Source organism: Protofrankia sp. CiP1_Cm_nod3, from assembly GCF_982290655.1.
Genome location: NZ_CEVIVD010000104.1, coordinates 1 through 1,658 on the forward strand (window position 1 = coordinate 1; position 1,658 = coordinate 1,658).

1 protein-coding gene and 1 pseudogene are annotated in these 1,658 nt (G+C 73.3%); both read left to right on the forward strand.

The window, feature by feature from the left end:
• Positions 1-501 (forward strand): hypothetical protein (locus AC5LUJ_RS17660; RefSeq protein WP_493465321.1); only part of this gene is annotated, 501 nt, incomplete at its 5' end.
• A 295-nt stretch (positions 502-796) separates the two neighbouring features.
• A pseudogene (locus tag AC5LUJ_RS17665) lies at positions 797-1,658 on the forward strand (hypothetical protein); the annotation flags it as partial.

Below are 1,658 nucleotides of genomic sequence, written 5' to 3' on the forward strand. Positions count from 1 at the left end.
GCTGGTGGGGGTGTGCGGCTGGCCGGGCGGGAAGCCGAGGGCTGGCAGGGGCGTCCGGATGCCCTGCGCTCGTCCCCCTTGTCGGTGCCGGCGGGGTCGAGGTCGCGGGTGGGGCCGGCTGCCGCCGGTGCTGTCCGGTCGGCTGTGCTGCGTTGGTGGGCTGTCGTTCTCGCCGTCGGGACCGTCGTCGCCACGATGATCGAGCCGGTTCCCGATGGCCCGCAGGCGGTGGAGCGGACGCCGGTCCTGATCGGGGCCATCGGTGACGTCACCCTGGTGCTGCTGTTCGTGGCCTTTGGCGCGCTGCTTGCCGGCCGCCGCTGGGGGCTCGGGGCGGCCACCTACGCGGGCGCCGGGCTCGTGGCGCTCTCGGCGCTGTGCCCGGCCTCGGGCCATCACGATGTGGCGGCCTGGTGGTTCGCGCAGCTCGCGATCAGCGTTGGTCTGTTCGTGGGCTCCCTTGTGCTGCGTTCTCGGGCGAGCGCGCCAGCCCGCCCCTGAGGACCGCCACGCCGGGGGGAGGCGCGCCGGGGAGAGCGCATCGGGACGGGACGGAGAACACACCTGGCCCGAGACATGCCTTCCTGTTTACTTACCGCAAGCGTCTCGTGTCGCTACGGTTATATGTACAGATCGTAGCGACACGGGGAGTAAGCATGCTCAATCAACAGCACGATCAGAGACGATGGCCCGACACTGGCCAGAAGCCCAGGTCAGGGAGGTCATCACGGTGGATACAGGGGCCCCGAGCCGACGTCAGCTCGCCGTTCTGGCCACTCTCGCCGCTGGCGGCGCAGTGACGATGTCGCCCTTCGTCGACGAGCTGGCGGACGTCGACACGCGCTTCCGAGTACTGGTCTGCGAGTACGAGGACATTCCGCTGACCGAATCCCTGCCGCGGCTGGACGCCCTCTACGCGGAGGTCGTCCGCCTCTCCGAGCGCCGGGTGGCCCCGGCGCAGCGCCGGGCCGCCGGTGCCACCCTGGCCCATGTCGAGGCGCTGCGCGCCGACGCGCTGTTCAACACCGACCGGATCGACCAGGCCCGGCGGCTCGCCGAGGCCGCCTACCGGCACGGCCGGTCCGCCGGCGACGCGTTAGCCGTCGGCTACGCCCGGAAGATCGCCGGAATGATCGAGCTGTACGAGGAGCATCCGGAGTCGGCGTTGCGGCTTGCCATGGATGGCCAGCGCCGGGCCGACGGCACCCCGGTGGCCATTGCCGCGCTCGCGTTGCAGGCGCGGGCGATGGCGGTCCTGCCCGGTGGGCGTCCCGACGAGGTGGCCAGGATCGCCGACCGGGCGATCGGCCAGGCGTTCGCGCTGCCGGCCGAGCAGCGGGGGACCCCCGGCGGGGAGGATCCCGGTGCCGTCCACCCGGTGGAGGTCGCCTACCACGGGGTGATCGCCGCCGCGGCGGCCGGTGACCACAGCGCCGCCACGGACTACGCCGACGTCGCCCTGCCCGCGCTGACGGCGATGAACCGTCCGGGGTTCGTCGCGGTCGCGCTCGCCCATCTGGCCGCCGCCGACGCCCGCCGCGGTGACGTGGAATCCGCGCTCGACCGGGCCGGCACCGCCTTCGACCTGGCGCCCCGCCCGTTCCGGGCAGTGGGCCGCCCGCTGGCGGCGACCCTGTTCGCGCTGCGGGCCGGTCACG